Consider the following 16,468-nt stretch of genomic DNA (forward strand, 5'->3'; position numbering starts at 1 on the left):
GCACCCCGAGGAGTATCGCCATGGCTCGCCGACTCCGCCCCGTGGGGCTGGACTTCATCGAGGACGCGCCCGTACGGCTGGTCTTCCACGCCGAGGCCGCGGCCGCTCCGCAGGCCGTCTACCGGGCCCTGGCCGAGGAGGTCGGGGCGTGGCCGCGCTGGTTCGGGGCGGTCACCCTGGCGCGGCCCACACGTGATGGTGCGGGACGCGAGATCCGGCTGGTGGGCGGGGTCCGCTTCCGGGAGACGGTCATGGCCGCCGATCCCGGGCGGCGGTACGCGTACCGCGCCGACGAGACCAACGCGCCCGGTGTCCGGGCCCTGTTGGAGGAGTGGCGGCTGACCCCTGCCGGCTCGGGCACCCGCGTGCGCTGGACCTTCGCCGCCGACGGGCCGGCCCCCTTTCGGCTGGCCCTGACCGCCGCCCGCCCGGGCCTGGGCCGCTCCTTGCGCACAGCGGTCCGCACGCTCGACGGACAGCTCGCCGTAGGGCGCGGGCACGGGGCCGGCCGGTAGTGCGGGCGGCCCGGCTTCCCGCGCCCGTCCGGCGCACGCACCGTCAGACGGCTGCCGGTTCGCGCCAGGTGCCCGTGGCCAGCAGGGTTTCGAGGGTCCGTGAGTAGGGGGCGATGTCGAGGCCCTGCGCCGCCAGCCAGGCGTCGGAGTAGTACTTGTCGAGGTAGCGGTCGCCCGGGTCGCAGAGCAGGGTGACCACACTGCCGGTACGGCCTTCGGCCACCATCTCCGCGATGATCTTCAGGGCGCTCCACAGGCCGGTGCCGGTCGAGCCGCCCGCCTTGCGGCCTATGGCCTGCTCCAGCGCGCGGCAGGCGGCGACGCTCGCCGCGTCCGGGACCTTCATCATCCGGTCGATGGCGCCCGGCACGAAGCTGGGCTCCATGCGGGGCCGTCCGATGCCCTCGATGCGCGAGCCGCAGTCGCTCCTCGCATGCGCGTCGTCGTTGGTCCAGCCGTCGAAGAAGCAGGAGTTCTCCGGGTCGGGGACGCAGATGCGGGTGTCGTGCTGCATGTAGTGCACGTAGCGCGCGATGGTCGCGGAGGTGCCGCCGGTGCCGGCGGTGGCGACGATCCAGGCGGGCTCGGGGAAACGTTCCAGCCGAAGCTGCTGGTACATCGACTCGGCGATGTTGTTGTTGCCGCGCCAGTCGGTGGCCCGCTCCGCGTAGGTGAACTGGTCCATGTAGTGGCCGCCGGTGCGGGCGGCCAGCTCCGCCGACTCCTCGTACATCTTCATCGGGTCGTCCACGAAGTGGCATTCGCCGCCGTGGAACTCGATGAGCCGGCACTTCTCCGGGCTGGTCGTACGCGGCATGACGGCGATGAACCGGACACCGATCAGCTTGGCGAAGTACGCCTCGGAGACGGCGGTGGAGCCGGAGGACGCCTCGATGACCGGGCGTCCGGGGCGCACCCAGCCGTTGCAGAGGGCGTACAGGAAGAGCGAGCGCGCGAGGCGGTGCTTCAGGGAGCCGGTGGGGTGGGTGGATTCGTCCTTGAGGTAGAGGTCGATGCCCCAGGATTCGGGGAGGGGGAAGCGCAGCAGGTGGGTGTCCGCGGAGCGGTTGGCGTCGGCCTGGACCTTGCGGACGGCTTCTTTCAGCCACGCGCGGTAGTCCGCGTCGCTGCGGTCGACGTCGATGGTCGTGGCAGTCGTACCACTGGTACCGGTGGTGCTCATGCGCCGTGCTCCTTCATGCGTGTATTCGCCCCCTGCTTTCGCAATGTACCTCCCCCACCTGCACAAACAGTCGCTTTGGGTTTCCATGCGCATCGCTTTAGGTCGCGTTCGGTTGCACTGTGGGGCACTGTGGGTGACCCTGGTGGAGCATTACGCAGGGTGCAGCACCCGTAACACTCATGTCGGGGAGTCGCAGCCGTGATCAGTCATTCCCGCAGGCACTGCGTCGTTGAACTGCAGGCCTCGCCGTCGCGGATAGGCCAGATCCGCAGAATCGTTTCTGCGCAATTGCGCCACTGGCAGCTCGATCCGCTCATCGACCGGGCGGCGCTCGGCGTGACGGAACTGCTCAGCAATGTCCACCGTCACGCGCAACCGGACAAGACCTGCACGGTCGAGATCGAACTGCGCCTCGGGCGCCTCACGGTCTCGGTCATCGACAGCGATCCGCGGCTTCCGGTCCTCCGGGACGCGCAGGCCCAGGGCGCGGCGCTGGCGACGGGCGGCCGCGGGCTCGCGCTGGTGGAGGCCGTCAGTGAGGCCTGGGGCGCGCGGCCGCAGGCCGACGGTCCGGGCAAGGTGGTGTGGTTCTCGCTCACGGCGGCTCCGGCGACGGCGGCCACGCCACGTCCGGTACGGATCGCCGCCAAGCCGGTACGAGAACCCGCCCGGCCGGTGGTCGTCGCCGTGGAACCGGGCGCGGTCCCGACAGCCCTGCCGGTGGCGGCCTCGGTCGGCGCCAGGCCCGGCTGATCCTCCGCGACGGCGTCACCCCGGCGGCAGCGGCCCCCTCCCGGGGGGCGGGCCGGGCGGTGAGGCGCCACCCCGGGGCGGGAGCGACCGCCCCGGGGCCGGCGCGGCGGCAGGCGCCGCAACGCTTCCTACGGCCGGGCGGCTCGGGCCCCGCTCCGTGGGCGGACGGGCGGCGCGCACCGTCCGCCGGGGGCGGTTGGGCGAGGAGGCCGAAACCGGTGGCCGCCCCGGGGTCGGCCGGTGGCAGGCGGTGGCCGGACCGGTGCGCAGGCGGTGCGGGCGTCGGTCGGTGCGGCCGGTGCGGCCGTCGGTCGGTCCGGTCGGCTGGGGTCGGTCGAGGGCGGCCGGTGCGGTCGGTGCGGCCGGGTGGTCTGCCGGTGCGCGGCCGGGGCTCGGCCGGTGCGGCCAGTGCCGGCCCGGTCGGCTGGGGTCGGTCGAGGGCGGCCGGTGCGGCCGGTGCGGCCGGTGCGCGGCCGGGACTCGGCCCGTGCGGCCAGTGCCGGCCTGGTCGGCTGGGGTCGGTCGAGGACGGCCGGTGCGCCCCGGGGTCGGCCGGTACTCGGCCAAAGCCGGCCGATCGGCCAGGGTCGGCCGGTGCGGCCGGTGGTCGGCCGGTGCCAGGCCAGAATCGGCCGGGGCGGCCGGAGGCCGGCCGCTTCAGGTCAGGGTTCCGAGGGGGTCGTCCAGGACGGGCTGCCACGCCAGTTCCGCCGCGCCGACCAGGCTGTTGTGGTCCAGGGTGCACGGCAGGATCGGGACGCCCCCGCTGCGGCCCCACAGGCTGCGGTCCGCGACCACCGCGCGCAGCCGTTCCGGATCGGCGTGCAGCAGCTCCCGGTGCAGCCCGCCGAGGATGATCCGGTCCGGGTTCAGGATGTTCACCAGGCCCGCGAGGCCCAGCCCCAGCCGGTCGATGAGCTCGTCGGCGGCCGCCCGTACCGCCGGCTCCGCGTACTGCGCGCCCAGCAGGTCGCGGGCCTGCTGGAGCAGCGACACCTCCGGGCCGGGGGTGCGCCCCGCCGCTGTGAGGAAGGCCAGCGGATCGGCCTCGACGTCGAGGCAGCCCCGGCTGCCGCAGTGACACGGCCGGCCCTCGGGGTTGACGGTGAGGTGGCCGACCTCCAGGGCCAGGCCCGAACTGCCGCTGTGCAGGCGGCCGTCCAGTACCAGCGCCCCGCCGACCCCGCGGTGCCCGGTCGCCACGCACAGCAGGTGCTGCGCGCTGCGCCCGGCGCCGTGCCGGTGCTCGGCGAGGGCCGCGAGATTGACGTCGTTGCCGGTCAGGGCCGGCCCGTCGATCCCGGCCGCCTTCACCCGTTCCGCGAAGACGGCCCGTACGGGCGAGCCGGGGGGCCAGGCCAGGTGCAGCGGGTTCAGCGCCGTACCCTCCGGCTCGGCGACCGCCGAGGGGACCGCCAGCCCGGCGCCGACGCAGCGGCGTCCGGTCTGCGCGAGCAGCGCGGCCCCGGCGTCGACCACCGCGCCCAGCACCTGCGCCGGATCGGCGGAAACGGTGATCTTCCCGGGGGCGGTGGCCACGATCCGGCCGCCGAGACCGACCAGGGCCGCCCGGAAGCCGTCCGCGTGCACCTGGGCGGCCAGCGCCACGGGGCCGTTCTCGTCGATGGACAGGCGGTGCGAGGGACGGCCCTGGGCGCCGCCCGCGCCGCCGGGCCGGGAGTCGACCCGGATCAGCCCGAGCGCCTCCAGCTCCGCAGCCACGGCGCCGGCGGTGGCGCGGGTGACGCCCAGTTCGGCCGTCAGCACGGCCCGGGTCGGGGCACGGCCTGTGTGGACGAGTTCGAGCGCCGGACCCAGCGCGCCACGTCCCCGCTCCAGTTTGGTCCGCGTGGACACCGTGGTCGCTTCCCCCAGGCGCGGCGGGGCCCCGTTGCCGTTCATGGGCTCGATCCTCGCATGACCGGCGGGTGGCGGGGGCCGCCGCTCAGCCGAGCCCGCCGACCCGCAGCGTGACGTTCAGCCGCCCGGTGAGTCCGAGCCCTCGTGGCGCCGTGCCCGGCAACACCTTCGGCACCCCGTGGTAGGCCAGACGGCTCGCACCCCCGAAGACGAACAGGTCCCCGCTGCGCAGCTCGACGTCCCGGTAGGGCCGCCCGCGCGAGGCGGTGTTCCCGAAGCGGAAGAGGCAGCTGTCGCCCAGGCTGAGCGAGACCACCGGCGCCGGGGACCTCTCCTCGGCGTCGCGGTGCATCCCCATCCGGGAGTCGCCGTCATAGAAGTTGATCAGCGCGATGTCGTAGGCGACCTCGGGCCCCGGTCTCTGCCCGTAAGCCGCGGCCACCGCCTCACGGCCCAGCTCGGCGAGCCGGCGGGGCATCGGCTTCACGGGGGCGCCGTCGCCGTCGACGGCGGTGCGGGCGTAGCCGTACGGGTACCAGTGGAGGCCCAGGCACACCTGCCGGGCGGTCATCGTGCCGCCGCCGGGGGTGCGCACGGTGCGCAGGCCGGCGGGCGGCCGGGCCCACTCGCGGCAGGCGGCCAGCAACTCCTCCTGCCGGGCCGCCCCGAGCCAGTCGGGTACGTGCACCGCACCCGGGGCGATCACGGTCCGTTCACGTGGCGGGAGCGGAGGGAGCGGGAAGAGCGGAAAGGATTCGCCATCCATCCCTCCATTGTGGCGGGCCCGGCTGGCAGACTCCCGGCATGGAGATCACCGAATTCGTGAAGACCCTCGAACGGGAGGGCACACTGCTCGCCGAACTGGCCGAACGAGCCGGTACGGACGCCCTGGTACCCACCTGCCCGCCATGGCGGGTCGCCGACCTGCTGCGGCACACCGGCTCGGTCCACCGCTGGGCGGCCGGGTACGTCGGGGAGGGCCGGCTGGAGCCGGCGCCGTTCCCGGCGGCGCCGGAGCTGGCCGGCGCCGAGCTGATCGCCTGGTTCCGCGAGGGGCACGCCGCCCTGGTCCGGACCCTGGACGAGGCCCCGGCCGATGTGCGCTGCTGGACGTTCCTGCCGACCGTGCCCCCGTCCCCGGTGGCGTTCTGGGCGCGGCGCCAGGCGCACGAGACGGCCGTGCACCGGATGGACGCGCAGTCCGCGCTCGCGATGACGTACTCACCGGTGGAGCCGGAGTTCGCGCAGGACGGGGTGGACGAACTGCTGACGGGCTTCCACGCGCGGCCGAAGAGCCGGGTACGGACACCGGAGCCCCGGATCCTGCGGGTCAGGGCCACGGACACGGGCGCGGTGTGGACGGTGCACCTGTCGCCGGACCCGCCCCGCACGGTGCGCGGGGCCACCGGCGAGCCCGTCGACTGCGAGCTGGCCGGGGAGGCGTCCTGGCTGTACGCGGCGCTGTGGAACAGGCTTCCGCTGACGGGCCCCGGGGTGAGCGGCGACACGGCGCTGGCGCGGCTGTGGGGCGAGCAGGCCGGGATCTGAGGCGCGGCCCGCCCGGGCACGGAGCAGCGTGCCGGGGCGGGCGCCGGGATGGCTGCCGGGGCGGCTGCCGGGGCGGCTGCCTGCGCGGGCAGCGAGCGGGGTGGCCCGGGGCGGGTGCGCGGCGCAGATGCGTCGGCGGGTGCCCGGACGGGCAGCGGCGGCCCGATGCACGGGCAGGCAGCAAGCAGGTGCGCAGGCGGGCAGCGGGCGAGTGCCGGCGCGGATGCCCAGGCAGGCTGCAAACAGGTTGCCCGGGCGGGCAGCCCGGGCAGGTTACGCGGGGCGGGTGCCCGGACGAGCGCGCGGGCGGGTGGGCAGCGATCAGCGTGCGCGGGTGGGCAGAGCAGGTTGCGCGGGGCGGAAGTGCGCGCGGGCGGAGGGCGGGTGCCCGAAGGGAGCGGTGCGGCCGGCGCAGGCGGCGGCCCGTGGCGGTGGGATTCGGGCCGCTCCGGGTCACGCAGGGGTAGCGCCGAGGCAAGCCCAAAAGCCGCCAGTACTTGGTCCGCAGGGGCGGTGACGCAGGTTCCGCTCCGTCCTCCCCCCGGGCGGCGGTGGCCTGTGACCGCTGCGCGACCCGGCCACGGGCGGGGATGACGATGACGGCGTCGTGGAGTGACGGCGCAGGTCACCGGTCCTGGGCGGGGGTGCGGTGCATGAGGCCGGAGTGACCGGTGGCCGCTTCCGCGTGGGTCTGGCCGGCGCGGGGGTTCCACTGGAAGCCGCTGCGGGCTTCGACGGTGGGCAGGAGCCGCTGGTCGGGTCCGTAGTCCTCGCGGGGGTGCATGAAGAGAGGGGCGGCGGTCTCGATGGTGCGCAGGCGCTCGGCGTAGGCGTCGAGACACTCTTTGCGTTCCTGCTCGGTGGCCAGGCGGGGCGCGAAGGCGGTGAAAGGGGGCAGAGGTGTGAAGCCCATGTAGTGGAAGATCCCGTTGTTGACCGGCCAGAGCAGATGCAGGATGTCGCCTTCGATGCCGTCGGGGGCGTAGGTGTCGGCGGAGGTTCCGGTGGTGCAGCAGACCATGGCCTTGCGGCCGAGGAAGACGCCTCTGGCGTGTTTGCGTCCGCCGCCGTAGGCGAAGCCGCGGGCCATGACGCGCTCGACCCAGCCCTTGAGGACGGCGGGCATGGAGAACCACCAGATCGGGAACTGGAAGATCATCAGGTCGCACCACTCCACCTTGGCCTGTTCGGAGGCCACGTCGGGCGGGAAGGTGCCGGTCTCGTGCTGGTGCTCCTGTTCGATGTCGATCCGGAGCCGGTCGGGGTCCTTGCGGGCCGCGGGGAAGTCGTCGGCGTCCGGGATCGCCTTGAAGCCCATCGCGTACAGGTCGCTGACCTTCACCTCGTGCCCTTGTGCGGCATATGCGCCAAGGCCTCCGGGTCGATCTCCCGGCCCTCCTCCAGGAGCTGCCGGACGATCTCCGCGATGTCCAGGGCGTTGTGGAAGATCACCGCGTTCGTGAGCGGGGCGTTGAATTTCATCGCCTTCTCCTGCTCGACGGGGTCGTTGTCGGCGAGGACGCCCTGGTCGCATCTGAGCGCTACCACCACGGGTTGCGCCACGTCCAGGACCAGCTCACCACCCGGCCCCACCGTCCGGTGTGCCAGCGCCTCCACCTGGACAGTGGTCTAGCCGGCCCGGCTCCCGCCTCGGCTACCCTGTTCCTCTACGGGCTGCCATACGGGATGTGACGCCCCCCACCGGAGGTAGTCAGCGTATGAGTTCAAAGCGCAGCAAGAATCCAGCCCTGCCCGTACTTGACGACGCATTCCGACTCACGTCGGTCAAGGACGCCGAAGAGTCCACCCGTGACTTGGCCGCGCGGCTGGCCACCACTGAGCTGCGCCGCGTTTCCCACCCGGGCCGGATCACCTGGGAGCCCACCGATCAGGCCGAGCCCGTACCGGTCCCGCCGACTGTGGTCGACGGTGACGGGGACCTGTGGCTGCGGGACCGGGGCACTGGCACCTGGACCATGCCCGAGTTCAACCCGAAGGAGTTCCCGGCCCGCTGTGGCGAGGTTCTGACGTGGAACCAGCTTGCCTGCGAGTTCGGCCCGCTCACCGCACTGGCCGACGACCGCCGCATCGGCGGCGGCCGGCGCTGACCGCGCAGCCTTCCGGGCTTGGGGAACATCGGTACAGCGGTTGGCGCTGAGAACGATCATGAGCAGTGAGCGGTGAACTTCTAGCCGAGTGGTCTGCTTCTTGGGGCCCTTCGGCCAAAGATCCACGTTCTGTAGCGGCGGGTGGTTGGCTCCGCCGCATGCCGGTGGAATTTCTGACGGATGACTCGGCCGAGGTGTGCGGGAAGTTCGTCGAGGAGCCGACGCGCCCGGAGTTGGAGCGCTTCTTCTTCCTGGACGACGTGGACCGCGATCTGATCGCGCTGCGGCGTACGCAGTACCACCAACTGGGCTTCGCGCTACAGATGTGCACGGTGCGCTACGCCGACTTCGCCGCCCTTCAGCAGCGCGACCGCAGCCCCAAGTAGTTACTCAGCGCTACGCACCACCTGGCGGTAGCTGTACGAGAACAGGGCCGTCGCGGTGGTGGCGGCCGCCGTCTGTCTTTTCCTGTGCTTCCTGTGCGGCTTCAGCCGCTCGGCCACCGCGGGGCGGTGTGCGGCCGGAAGCATGTGATGGTTCGCGCCGTCGAGGTGGAAGGGGAGCCCGGGCGTGTCACCGGGTCACCGGGTCCCGGGGTCACGGGGTCACGGGGTCACCGTCGCACCGTCTCACCGGGTCCGGTGAGACGGTGCGACCGCGTCTCGGAGAAAATAATTTAGATGGCAACCTTTCCGCTCTGAGTGGCCACTTAGGGGTGTACCGACGAGGGCGAGCCGTGGTCAGCGGAGCTGCGCCCTCTGTGTCAGCACCCGATCGGAGCCCCACGTGTCATCAGAAGACCCGAGATCCGCCGAGCAGCCGATGCCTCGGGGTCGCACGCCCCGCCGTAGCCGGATGCGCCTCCGCTGTGTCGCGGGGGCGGTGGCGGTGCTCGCCGCCTCGGCCGGTGTCGGCGCCTTGGCGCCCAGCGCGGGCGCCGCGGCGACCGTCGGCATCAGTGTGGATGCCGGTACCTCCTGGGGCACGGTGCCCAGCAGTGGTGTCGGCCTCAACACGGGCGTCGGCGACGACCGCATGGGGGACGCCAAGGTGACATCGCTGATGAAGGCCGCGGGAGTTCGGCAGCTTCGCTATCCCGGCGGCTCCGGCGCGGACGACTTCCACTGGAAGACCCACACGATGGGCAACGGCGGCTGGATCGTACCCAACACCGACTTCGACAGCTTCATGGCCACCGCGAAGAAGGTCGACGCCCAGCCGATCCTGACCGCGAACTACGGTTCCGGCACCCCCCAGGAGGCGGCCGACTGGGTCAAGTACGCCAACGTCGACAAAGGTTACGGCGTGAAGTACTGGGAGATCGGCAACGAGGTCTACGGCAACGGGCACTACGGCAACGGCAAGGGCTGGGAAACCGACACGCACGCCGACAAGAGCCCGAAGGAGTACGGGAAGAACCTGGTCGCCTACTCGAAGGCGATGAAGGCCGTGGACCCGAAGGTGAAGATCGGAGCGGTGCTCACCACCCCCGGCTTCTGGCCGGACGCGGAAAAGGCTCCCGGTGACAGCGCCGACTGGAACAACACGGTGCTCTCCATCGCGGGAAGCTCGATCGACTTCGTCATCGTCCACTGGTATCCGGGCGGCAAAACCACGGCCGACCTGATGAACACCCCCTCCCGGATCGCCGGTGTCACGTCCTCGCTGCGCTCGCTGATCGCCAAGTACGCGGGCTCGCGCGCCGCTTCGGTGGAGATCGCGGTCACCGAGACCGACACCGTCTTCTCGCCCGTCTTGACCAGCCAGGCCGCAGCCCTGTTTGCGCCGGACACCTACATGACCTGGTTCGAGCAAGGCGCCACCCACGTGGACTGGTGGAACCTGCACAACGGCTCGGGCGACGCACCCACCAGCGTCAACGGCGAGACCGACTACCAGGACGGGGGCATTCTCTCCGCCGGAACCTGCGCCGGGGGGAAGTGCGAACCGGCGCGCGACACGCCCTTCCCCACCTACTGGGGCATCCGCTCGCTGACCGCACTGGCGCAGCCTGGCGACACCATGGTCAAGTCGTCCTCGGGCAACTCGTCGGTCACTGTGCACGCGGTGCGGAGCAGCAACGGCGGTCTGAACGTCATGCTGACCAACAAGAGCCCGCAGGACGCGGCGCAGGTGTCGCTCTCGTACGCCGGATTCACCCCGGCAGCAGGGGCGGTCACGATCGTTTCGTATGCCACGGGAGGCACCGCCCTGACGACGGCGGATCGGGGCACGGCGGCCGCACAGACGCTGCCGCCGTACTCGATCACGACTCTTCAGCTGAAGCCCGCGTCGGGGACCGCCGACGCTGACAAGCCGACGCCCGCCCCCACGCCGACCGCCCCCGCGCCGGTTGTCTCCGCCTCCGGCACGACCGGCACCCGTGCGCAGGGGGAGATCGGCGCACCCGTCGGCCGGCCGACCCCGAGCAGCCCGTCCGGCGACCTGGCTTCCACCGGGGTGAGCAACACTGTCACGTACAGCGCCCTCGGTGGCCTGCTGGTCGCTGCCGGCGGCGTGCTGGTGCTTCGCGGACGTCGCCGCAGGGCTTTGCACGGGAAGTGAGACCTCGTGAGTGAGTGACGGCCACGGCCCGGCAGCAACGCCACCCACCCGTGGCGTGCGCGCCGGGCCGTCGGCCTCCGCGCCGGCGTCGGCGGTCAGGAAACAAACCAGGCCCGGGTCGTTGACCTGGGCCTGGCCACCCTCCCGGCCTGGCCTCTGCCCAACGACGCCCCAGCCGAGGTCGTCGTCTACCGCCGCAGTGGCACGGGCTTCCAGCCGTCTCCGGGCTGCGATCGGCAGCGGCGATGACGCCGAAATCGACCGCGCCATCGCCAGGGCGACCGACGTCGCCGTCCATGGCCCGATCGAGTTCTGGGCCAGGGGCCTGGGCGACCAGCAGAATCGGCCGAGAGGGTCCTCCTCCCCTCCGGCGCCAAGCTGCCGGCCAAACCCATGATCATTCTCAGCGCGAACCGCTGTACCGATGTTCCCCAAGCCCGCCTTCTGGGATGACCGCGCCCCTCAAGCGCCCGTTACGGGTAGCTGGGAGCTCCAGCTCACCGCCGAGCTGGACGATGGCGGTGGGCAGGTGAGCGTGGTGGTCGGTCACGATGTCTCAGCGCCGGTGACGGCGGCCTCTTCGAGGAAGCGATGCAGCTCATGCCCGGTGATCAGCCGCTTGAACCTCCGTACGCGGTCCGCTCGATCGAGGTCGCAAGTCGCGCCCCAGGCCCAGAGATCAGCCAGTATCAGCACCGACGACCTTCGGCCGGGTGGGTGACGGCTGCTATCGCACAGGGCGCCAAGATCAAGTACTGGTGGCTTCTGGGCTTCCCTCGGCGCTGTCCGGCGCACGTGCGGGGAGATCAGCCCGCCGCCTGGAGAACGGTGCCGGCACCGGCACCGGCCCCCCCTGCCCGGTGGTGGAGCGCTGGTCGGCCGTATGCCGGGGGCGGTGGGGCCGTACGTCAGCCGAGGGTGGCGGCGTAGGCGGTCTGGGCGCGGAACTTCCATGCGGGGCCCGTGTTCCAGGGGTTGGGCATGACCGCGCTGGTCGCGTACGCGTAGCCGGCGCCGCGGTCGAAGGCCGTCCGCAGGGTGGCCTGCATCGCGCCGGTGTCCGGGACGTCGTGCACCAGGTGCCAGAACGCAGTTCCGGTCGGGTCGAGTTCGCCGCCGGCGCGATAGCCGCCGACGGGGTCGAAGACGTTCCCGCCGAGCCAGCCGCCGCCGGCGTAGGCGGCGTAGGTGTCCTCGAAGGTGACGAAGACGTCCGCCGTCCGGTGGCCCGGTTCCAGGTAGCAGTCGGCGATCGCCGTGCCCGGGTTGTCGACGACGAGGCCGGGGACGGCCGGGTCGACGGCCTGCATGGTCTCCTCGACGTAGCGGCGCAACTCGGCGTAGTGGTCGCGGGTGGCGTTGCCGGGACCGCAGTCGCGGCTGACGACGTCGAAGAAGATGCCGTCGACGTGCAGGCGGCCGTCGGGGGTCTTGAGGTAGTTGTCGACGGAGGCCCGGGCTGCGGCGGCGGCGCGGTTGCCGTGGTCGGTGTGGACGTAGCCGAGGACCTTGGTCTTCTCCCCCGTGGCGGCGGTGGCGCGGCGCAGGGCGTCGGCGCGGGCCCGCCAGGGGGCGTCGAAGGGGGAGTCGCCGTTGTTGGGGTTGAGGACCACCACGGAGGCGGCCGGGGCGGTCGCGGTGAGGTCTTTCAGCGGCCCGTCGTTCGCCCGGACGTACGCGGGGACGGCGATCTCCAGGCTCCGCACGCCTGGGGCCCGGGGCCGGATCGCCGGGGACGCCGTCGCGGCGGCCTCGCGCGGCGCCGGGGTCTTCGGGGACGCCGGGGATGCCGCCGGGCCGTGGGCCGTCGGCCGCGCCGAGGCGGTCACGGCCGGCGCCGGGGCGGCCACTAAGGGGATGAGCAGGACGGCATACAGGGCCTTGGCGACGCGGGAGCCGGGCATGAACGTTCCTCCAGCGACGGCAAGGGCGGGAGCCGGGGGCGGGGCGGGATCTCCCGAGGAACCCTAGACGTGCGGCGTGTGGGTGAAAGCCGAACCACTCGCATTCGCGGGAAGAACAGACAAGCGATCTGTCACCTCATCACGTGAACCGCCGGCCAGCGAACCGCCGGCCAGCGAACCGACAGCCTGCAAACCGACAGCCTACGAACCGACAGCCTGACAACCGCCCTCATGCGAACCGCGGGCGGGGGCCGTCGGCGTCACCTGGGACGGAGGTCAGCCCGACGCCGTGGGCCAGTTGGGCGGTGGCGTGCGCGAAAAAGGCGGGCCGGTCCTCCACCACCCGGTTGAACTGGCCGAACAGCTCGGAGGAGACCAGCCCCATGAGCTGCGCCCAGGCGGCGACGAGTGCGGCCGTGACCTCCGGGGGCAGCCCTTCGGCGAAGTCTGCGGTCATCCGGACGGCTTCGGGGCGCAGGGCGTCGGGCAGCGGCGGCAGCGCGAGGCCGCGGCCTTCGTAGGCGGCGCGCAGGACTGCTATGAGGACGTTGGCGACGCGGGAGGCGGGGCCGACGGTGTCGACGGGGGCGCTGTAGCCCGGAACCGGGGAACCGTAGATGAGGGCGTACTCGTGCGGGCGCTCCAGCGCCCAGGCGCGGACGGTCTCGCAGACGGCGAGCCAGCGGGCGCGGGGCGGCGCGCCGGCGGCGAGGCCGCGGGCGTCGGTCTCCTCGGCGGCGGCGCCAAGGCTGTCGTAGGCGTCGACGATGAGCGCGGTGAGCAGCTCGTCGCGGCTGGGGAAGTAGCGGTAGAGGGCCGAGGAGACCATGCCCAGCTCGCGGGCGACCGCGCGCAGGGAGAGCTTGGCGGCGCCCTCCGAGGCGAGCCTGCGGCGGGCCTCGTCCTTGATGGCGGCGGTGACCTCGATGCGGGCCCGTTCCCTGGCTCCCCGGACGGTGTTCATGGCCGTCAGTGTGCCACGCGGCTGGAGCACTGCCCAGCGTCCGGATCCCTGCTCCATCGAGAGAGCACCGCTCTTGTTTCGGAGCACTGAACCGTGCACACTGTTCTCAAGCGAGAGCAGTGCTCTCCCACCTCGGAGGTCCTTATGAACGCGTCCGACCCGTACTACGTCCAGGCCAGTGCGCTCGGCACGCGCTTCAACTCACTCCTCGGCAAGCTGGCCCGGCACGGCGTCAGCCTCGCGGGTACCGCGGAGCTGTCGGTCCGGGGCCGCACGTCAGGCGCGATGCAGCGGATCCCGGTCAACCCGCACACCTACGAGGGCACGCAGTACCTCGTCTCCGCCCGGGGCCATTCCCAGTGGGTCCGCAACATGCGGGTCGCCGGAGGCGGCGAGCTGCGCGTGGGGCGCAAGGTGCGGCCCTTCACCGCCACCGAGATCACGGATCCGGCGCAGAAGGCGGCCATCCTGCGCGCGTACCTGGAGAAGTGGGGCTGGGAGGTGAACCGCTTCTTCCAGGGGGTCACCGCCACGTCCACCGACGCGGAACTCCAGTCGGCCGCCGCCGACCACCCGGTCTTCCGCATCACGGTGTCCCCCTGACGGACCGTCCCGCCGGGCCCTCCCACCCGGACTGCCACCCGGGCCCACCGCCGAGAACCGGTCCGCGTCGCGAACACCGTGTCCGGGGGCGGCGGACCTTCCACGTCAGGCGCGGCCCGGGCCGGTCCCGGGACTGGTACACCACGGCAGTGGCCGCGGAAGCAGCAGTCGGACAGCGGGGCTCGGGCCCTGCTCGCGGGTCGTTCTCGCGGGCAGCGGGCAGCGGGCAGCGGGCAGCGGGCAGCGGGCAGCGGGCAGCGGGCAGCGGGCAGCGGGCAGCGGGCAGCGGGCAGCGGGCAGCGGGCAGCGGGCAGCGGGCAGCGGGACAAGCATCGCGGGCCGAGACCGCCTCCGCCTCTGGGCGACGGCCGCAGTCAGACAGCCGACCGTCGGCCCGCCCGGTGCAGGGCAGAGTCCCGCCCCCGGCCACGGCGGTGCCCCTGCACACTCACCGTCGACCCGGCGGACAGCCAAACCCCCCGCCCAGTAGCCCGCCCCCGGGCTCAGGGGGCCGTCAACCCCGCATGACCTCCCTGCGGGACCCGGCCCCCGGCCGCCAACCCGCCTGACCCGAGCGCCGGTCAACCCCGCACGGTCTCTTTGCGGGGCCCCGCCCGCAGCCGCCCGCCCACCGCGCGCAGCCGTCGGCCCACTCAGGATGGTTGCGTCGCAGCGCGCCACCCGAAACGATCCGCCCGCAGGCTCCGGCCGCCGGTCAACCTCCGCACAGCCGCCCTGCGAGGCCCCGCCCCGGCCGCCCGCCCGCCCACCTGGCCCAGGCGCCGGTCAACCCTGCATGCCGTGGGCCACCGGGCCAGGAGCAGGACGAGCGGGGCGAGTATGCCGATCTGGTCGTAGGTCGGTGTGATGCCGACCGATTTGCGGGGCCCCGCCCGCAGCCGCCCGCCCAGGGCGCCCGGCCGTCGGCCAAATCGGGGCGGTTGCGCGAGGGGGCTCTGCCCGAAACGACCCGCCCGCCGCCCGCCCGGGCCCCGGCCCGGCGGGCCGGGCAGGGGCCGCCCGGGGGGCGTCAGGCCCGGCGCCGCCCTCCCCAGCGCCAACCGGCGAGCGCCGGGCCGCCGGGCGGGCCCCGGCGGTCAGCCCTGGCCGGCGGCGTTGCGGGACGCCTGCCTGGCGTCCAGGGCGTGCAGCGCCCTGCGGGCCAGCGGGTAGGTACGGACCAGGTCGGCCAGCGTCGTCGAGCCCCGCGTGATCCGGGCGAAGGCCCGCCACGCGGGCCGGAACCCGGTGATCGCCGCATGCAGCATGCCCGGCCGCGCCTCGAAGACGGTCAGCATCCTGCGCCCGATGCCCATCTCCACACCCAGTCCGGCCTTCACCGCGAAGGCGTAGTTCAGCGCCTGACGCCGGGCGTCCACCGCGTCCTGCGCCTCGGAGATCTTCACCGCCCACTCCCCCGCCAGCCGTCCCGAACGCAGCGCGAAGGAGATGCCTTCCCTGGTCCACGGCTCCAGCAGTCCGGCGGCGTCGCCCGCCACCAGCACCCGGCCGCGCGAGAGCGGCGAATCGGCCGTACGGCAGCGCGTCAGGTGTCCGGAGGACACGGCCGGTTCGAAGCCCGCGAGGCCGAGCCGGGCGATGAAGTCGTCCAGGTAGCGCTTGGTCGCGGCGCCCTCCCCCTTGGCCGAGATGACGCCCACGGTGAGGGTGTCGCCCTTGGGGAAGACCCAGCCGTAACTGCCGGGCAGCGGCCCCCAGTCGATCAGGACCCGCCCCTTCCAGTCCTCCGCGACCGTCTCCGGCACGGGGATCTCCGCCTCCAGGCCGAGGTCCACCTGCTCCATCTCGACGCCGACGTGCGCGCCGATCCGGCTCGCGCTGCCGTCCGCCCCGACGACCGCGCGGGCCAGCACGGTCTCCCCGTCGGCGAGCACCACGGCGACGGTGCGCCGGTCGGGGACGGCCGCCCCGTGCTGCTCCACGCGGGAGACGGCCGTCCCCGTACGGACGACCGCGCCGGCCTTCTCCGCCGCGGCGACCAGACCGGCATCGAATTCCGGCCGGTTGACCAGCCCGAACAGCATCTGCTTCGAGCGCCTCGTCCGGGTCAGCTTCCCTTCGAGCGAGAACGTCACCGCATGGATGCGGTCCTTGAGGGGCAGGACGAAGCCCGGCGGCAGGGCGTCGCGCGACGGCCCGATGATGCCGCCGCCGCAGGTCTTGTACCGGGGCAGCTCCGCCTTCTCCAGCAGCAGGACGCGCCGTCCCGCCGTCGCCGCCGCATACGCCGCCGAGGATCCGGCGGGGCCGGCCCCGACCACGACCACGTCCCAGACCTCGCCCGTCTCGCCGGTCTCCCCGACCACCTCGCCGGTCTCCCCGGCCACCTCGCCGGTCTCCCCGGCCACCTCGCCGGTCTCCCCGACCACCTCGCCGGTCTCCCCGACCACCTCGCCGGTCTCCCCGACCACCTCGCCGGTCTCCCCGGCCACCTCGTCGTCCGC

At 73.2% G+C, this 16,468-nt stretch carries 14 protein-coding genes and 1 pseudogene; 7 read left to right on the forward strand and 8 right to left on the reverse strand.

Going from position 1 to position 16,468, the window contains the following annotated elements:
* The first annotated feature begins 20 nt into the window (after positions 1-20).
* Positions 21-515 carry an SRPBCC family protein gene (locus tag AMK16_RS22410; RefSeq protein ID WP_073918469.1) on the forward strand — a complete coding sequence of 165 codons (495 nt, stop codon included), beginning with the start codon at positions 21-23 and terminating at the stop codon, positions 513-515.
* A 43-nt stretch (positions 516-558) separates the two neighbouring features.
* On the opposite strand, the gene AMK16_RS22415 is transcribed toward AMK16_RS22410, so the two are convergent.
* The gene (locus AMK16_RS22415) at positions 559-1,698 is read right to left on the reverse strand and encodes a PLP-dependent cysteine synthase family protein (protein ID WP_073918470.1); all 1,140 of its coding nucleotides are present in this window, start codon (positions 1,696-1,698) and stop codon (positions 559-561) included.
* Positions 1,699-1,896: 198 nt separating this feature from the next.
* Between AMK16_RS22415 and AMK16_RS22420 the strand changes: the two genes are divergently transcribed.
* The gene (locus AMK16_RS22420; RefSeq protein WP_073918472.1) at positions 1,897-2,451 is read left to right on the forward strand and encodes an ATP-binding protein; all 555 of its coding nucleotides are present in this window, start codon (positions 1,897-1,899) and stop codon (positions 2,449-2,451) included.
* A 657-nt stretch (positions 2,452-3,108) separates the two neighbouring features.
* On the opposite strand, the gene AMK16_RS22425 is transcribed toward AMK16_RS22420, so the two are convergent.
* Together AMK16_RS22425 and AMK16_RS22430 are read right to left on the reverse strand one after the other, a co-directional pair.
* Complete coding sequence (locus AMK16_RS22425) at positions 3,109-4,353, reverse strand: ROK family protein (protein ID WP_073918473.1); 1,245 nt, start codon at positions 4,351-4,353, stop codon at positions 3,109-3,111.
* Positions 4,354-4,396: 43 nt separating this feature from the next.
* Positions 4,397-5,077: an alpha-ketoglutarate-dependent dioxygenase AlkB family protein gene (locus AMK16_RS22430; RefSeq protein WP_073918475.1), complete on the reverse strand. Its 681-nt coding sequence runs from the start codon at positions 5,075-5,077 to the stop codon at positions 4,397-4,399.
* Positions 5,078-5,115: 38 nt separating this feature from the next.
* Between AMK16_RS22430 and AMK16_RS22435 the strand changes: the two genes are divergently transcribed.
* Positions 5,116-5,859 carry a maleylpyruvate isomerase family mycothiol-dependent enzyme gene (locus AMK16_RS22435; protein ID WP_073918477.1) on the forward strand — a complete coding sequence of 248 codons (744 nt, stop codon included), beginning with the start codon at positions 5,116-5,118 and terminating at the stop codon, positions 5,857-5,859.
* A gap of 625 nt (positions 5,860-6,484) precedes the next feature.
* Here the strand turns inward: AMK16_RS22435 and AMK16_RS34330 are convergent.
* Together AMK16_RS34330 and AMK16_RS36705 are read right to left on the reverse strand one after the other, a co-directional pair.
* Positions 6,485-7,201: an NAD(P)H-dependent oxidoreductase gene (locus tag AMK16_RS34330; RefSeq protein ID WP_199885520.1), complete on the reverse strand. Its 717-nt coding sequence runs from the start codon at positions 7,199-7,201 to the stop codon at positions 6,485-6,487.
* Positions 7,198-7,476: a Tn3 family transposase gene (locus tag AMK16_RS36705; RefSeq protein WP_199885523.1), complete on the reverse strand. Its 279-nt coding sequence runs from the start codon at positions 7,474-7,476 to the stop codon at positions 7,198-7,200. Before AMK16_RS36705 ends, AMK16_RS34330 begins: the two co-directional genes overlap by 4 nt.
* 101 nt (positions 7,477-7,577) lie before the next feature.
* On the opposite strand from AMK16_RS36705, the gene AMK16_RS22450 reads away from it, so the two are divergent.
* The 3 genes and pseudogenes from AMK16_RS22450 to AMK16_RS22460 all read left to right on the forward strand — a co-directional run bounded on the left by AMK16_RS22450 (position 7,578) and on the right by AMK16_RS22460 (position 10,532).
* On the forward strand, positions 7,578-7,967 hold the full coding sequence (locus AMK16_RS22450; RefSeq protein WP_073918478.1) for a hypothetical protein: 390 nt from the start codon (positions 7,578-7,580) through the stop codon (positions 7,965-7,967).
* Positions 7,968-8,125: 158 nt separating this feature from the next.
* A pseudogene (locus tag AMK16_RS22455) lies at positions 8,126-8,308 on the forward strand (DUF4158 domain-containing protein); the annotation flags it as partial.
* A gap of 514 nt (positions 8,309-8,822) precedes the next feature.
* Positions 8,823-10,532 carry an LPXTG cell wall anchor domain-containing protein gene (locus tag AMK16_RS22460; RefSeq protein ID WP_242438837.1) on the forward strand — a complete coding sequence of 570 codons (1,710 nt, stop codon included), beginning with the start codon at positions 8,823-8,825 and terminating at the stop codon, positions 10,530-10,532.
* A 908-nt stretch (positions 10,533-11,440) separates the two neighbouring features.
* Here AMK16_RS22460 and AMK16_RS22465 read toward each other — a convergent pair.
* Together AMK16_RS22465 and AMK16_RS22470 are read right to left on the reverse strand one after the other, a co-directional pair.
* A complete protein-coding gene (locus AMK16_RS22465; protein WP_242438838.1) occupies positions 11,441-12,436 on the reverse strand; it encodes a spherulation-specific family 4 protein in 996 nt (331 codons plus the stop codon).
* Positions 12,437-12,665: 229 nt separating this feature from the next.
* A complete protein-coding gene (locus AMK16_RS22470) occupies positions 12,666-13,400 on the reverse strand; it encodes a TetR/AcrR family transcriptional regulator (RefSeq protein WP_073918901.1) in 735 nt (244 codons plus the stop codon).
* A gap of 144 nt (positions 13,401-13,544) precedes the next feature.
* Between AMK16_RS22470 and AMK16_RS22475 the strand changes: the two genes are divergently transcribed.
* The gene (locus tag AMK16_RS22475; RefSeq protein ID WP_073918482.1) at positions 13,545-14,003 is read left to right on the forward strand and encodes a nitroreductase/quinone reductase family protein; all 459 of its coding nucleotides are present in this window, start codon (positions 13,545-13,547) and stop codon (positions 14,001-14,003) included.
* A gap of 1,097 nt (positions 14,004-15,100) precedes the next feature.
* On the opposite strand, the gene AMK16_RS22480 is transcribed toward AMK16_RS22475, so the two are convergent.
* Complete coding sequence (locus AMK16_RS22480) at positions 15,101-16,351, reverse strand: geranylgeranyl reductase family protein (RefSeq protein ID WP_073918903.1); 1,251 nt, start codon at positions 16,349-16,351, stop codon at positions 15,101-15,103.
* Positions 16,352-16,468: the final 117 nt, after the last annotated feature.

It is taken from the genome of Streptomyces sp. CB00455 (genome assembly GCF_001905445.1).
Taxonomy (GTDB): Bacteria; Actinomycetota; Actinomycetes; order Streptomycetales; family Streptomycetaceae; genus Streptomyces.

What these genes read in the sequence shown, in the direction of transcription:
- AMK16_RS22410 (WP_073918469.1), top strand. Translation starts at nt 21, where the DNA reads ATGGCTCGCCGACTCCGCCCCGTGGGGCTGGACTTCATCGAGGACGCG.
- AMK16_RS22415 (WP_073918470.1), bottom strand. Translation starts at nt 1,698, where the DNA reads ATGAGCACCACCGGTACCAGTGGTACGACTGCCACGACCATCGACGTC.
- AMK16_RS22425 (WP_073918473.1), bottom strand. Translation starts at nt 4,353, where the DNA reads ATGAACGGCAACGGGGCCCCGCCGCGCCTGGGGGAAGCGACCACGGTG.
- AMK16_RS22430 (WP_073918475.1), bottom strand. Translation starts at nt 5,077, where the DNA reads ATGGATGGCGAATCCTTTCCGCTCTTCCCGCTCCCTCCGCTCCCGCCA.
- AMK16_RS22435 (WP_073918477.1), top strand. Translation starts at nt 5,116, where the DNA reads ATGGAGATCACCGAATTCGTGAAGACCCTCGAACGGGAGGGCACACTG.
- AMK16_RS22450 (WP_073918478.1), top strand. Translation starts at nt 7,578, where the DNA reads ATGAGTTCAAAGCGCAGCAAGAATCCAGCCCTGCCCGTACTTGACGAC.
- AMK16_RS22460 (WP_242438837.1), top strand. Translation starts at nt 8,823, where the DNA reads ATGCGCCTCCGCTGTGTCGCGGGGGCGGTGGCGGTGCTCGCCGCCTCG.
- AMK16_RS22465 (WP_242438838.1), bottom strand. Translation starts at nt 12,436, where the DNA reads ATGCCCGGCTCCCGCGTCGCCAAGGCCCTGTATGCCGTCCTGCTCATC.
- AMK16_RS22470 (WP_073918901.1), bottom strand. Translation starts at nt 13,400, where the DNA reads ATGAACACCGTCCGGGGAGCCAGGGAACGGGCCCGCATCGAGGTCACC.
- AMK16_RS22475 (WP_073918482.1), top strand. Translation starts at nt 13,545, where the DNA reads ATGAACGCGTCCGACCCGTACTACGTCCAGGCCAGTGCGCTCGGCACG.